Source organism: Vibrio sp. V42_P2S4T144, assembly GCF_009904715.1.
GTDB lineage: Bacteria > Pseudomonadota > Gammaproteobacteria > Enterobacterales > Vibrionaceae > Vibrio > Vibrio alginolyticus.
In genome coordinates this window covers 1-2,019 of the sequence record NZ_WXWS01000603.1, presented here as the reverse complement: position 1 = coordinate 2,019, position 2,019 = coordinate 1, and the positions used below count along the sequence as shown (strand labels likewise).

Below are 2,019 nucleotides of genomic sequence, written 5' to 3'. Positions count from 1 at the left end.
TTGAATCGATCTAGATGAGAGGAGAAACTATTTGAAGTATCTAGAATGGTATCAATATCATGCTTAAACAGATACTTATCATCTTTACCTTCCAAAATTATTTGTCGGTCTTTGTCCATATCAATAAACACTAGTTCATTCATCTTCTCACACAATCGTTCGATGACTTCAAAAATGTCATCGCTATTCTCTATAAATTCAGTGACGCCTATCCACAGTTCATGGTTGTTATCATTTCCATGCACTATATGTACAGAGTCAAACTTCAGGCATTTAGCATTATTTGCAGCAAACATCACCATGGGTATTGGCTGTGCGACATGCTGCTTTCTCATAATGCTGTTCAAGATTGTTCTAGACGTAACGACTTTTAAATCGAACTGCGCAATCCTAGAGCGAAGATCAATCGACTTGCTTATTGCTTGAGAATTAGCCGTAAGTTCCGACGGCCTTAGAAATACTTCGTCAACCCAATCGACAAGCATGTCTACCACATGGTCATACCTATATGCATTAAAATTGAATCCTTGTACGAATCCTCGCTTTCTTCGATTCTCAACACGTTCATCAAACAACGGAGTAACTATATCTGGCAAGTCGATGTCAGGATAAGCTTTGGGTAATAAAGCATTCTTCAAAGCAAAATCGCGTAATAAGTCGATAGCCTCATTTCGAGATAGAGTCTTATCTTGGACTGAACAAGTTTTCTTACACAATTGACTCTTTCCATAAATTCTATTGCATAAGATTTCACCGAGTTGTCTCACTGATTCATTTGTAAGTACGCAGTTTAATAACTCTTCACTTGCAGCTCGTAAATTGTGCTCAACTTGCAGGACAACCAGCTCTGTAGAACAAAATACGCGCCATACCGTGTTATCAACCCAATAATCACCTCTATTACCATTCTTAGAGGTAAAGTTTTTTCCTAATGCTGAGTTGATTGACTTAACTAATTGTTCCCGCCCAGTCTTAGCCGCTCTGTTCTCTAAAGGTATCTCTAAAAAGCTTAAAGGCCCTTTTACTACACGATCAGTGACCATCATAAACTTGCTTACTAGGTTAGTATCTTTGTCTAGCTCCAAGCTCTTGTGTAATACAGATGAGTAACGTTTTGGTTTCTTATCTTGAGTGAAGTTGCGACACTCTTTTAACTCTTTCAAATTCCACCCGTTGTCTACAGTACCTGTTTTTACCTGTACGTGTGTGACAATGTTCTTTGGGTGAAAAAGTTCTATGTCATCTCCGACTTCACAGCCAACTCCACTAATTCGATTATCAAGGAGCATCTCCGAAGCAAACAAAGTTGCTACGTAGTCTTGAAAGAAAAAACCTTTCTTAGCCCCGACTCCACCGCCATTATTCTCATCCATCTGATACATAAAGGTATTCTGCTGTCATTTACCAGTTTGACTCATTTTATCCCTTATATTTGATAAGTCTATTTGTTAATGCATACAGATGTATAAAGTAAGAATGTGTTCTTCTCATAAATCAAATCACTACACATCAATATGCGTAACTTTCATCCGCTTCGATTGGATAGATCTACAAGAGCGATTTCTAGTCCAAGTGTAGGCAATCTAGATAGAACGCTCCCTCACTATTCTGAAACAACCTTACCTTCCCCTCATTCGTAACCAAGAAAACAACAACAAGCCCAATAACATTGCTATTGATCAGTAAAGATCTTAACCAAAATGTTTCATTACACTCCAAAGGTGCCAGCGCGTCAGCTCCTTCAAAGATGACAAGTGTCTTGCGTCTACAACCTTCCAAAGTAGCAACCAGTTCTCGATTCTCTTCTGCTGTGAAAGCAACTAGGGGGGATGCATACTCATTAAAGTTCAGATTAAAGACATCTATGCCTCTACTCTTAGCTCGGTCTCTACACACATCCAAGTAGCCCGCTGGTGTATGCTCAGTTATCAATGAGCAGATGGTGAGCTCTAGTTCCCATGCCATACTGATAAATCTTTCTGCGCTAACCATAACCAAGCCTAACTAATCATCACATGT

The 2,019-nt window shown here is 39.1% G+C and carries 1 protein-coding gene; it reads right to left on the bottom strand.

The features are described from left to right. Nucleotides 1-1,382 (bottom strand): dsDNA nuclease domain-containing protein (locus tag CAG68_RS19775; protein WP_161441556.1); only part of this gene is annotated, 1,382 nt, incomplete at its 3' end. Nucleotides 1,383-2,019: the final 637 nt, after the last annotated feature.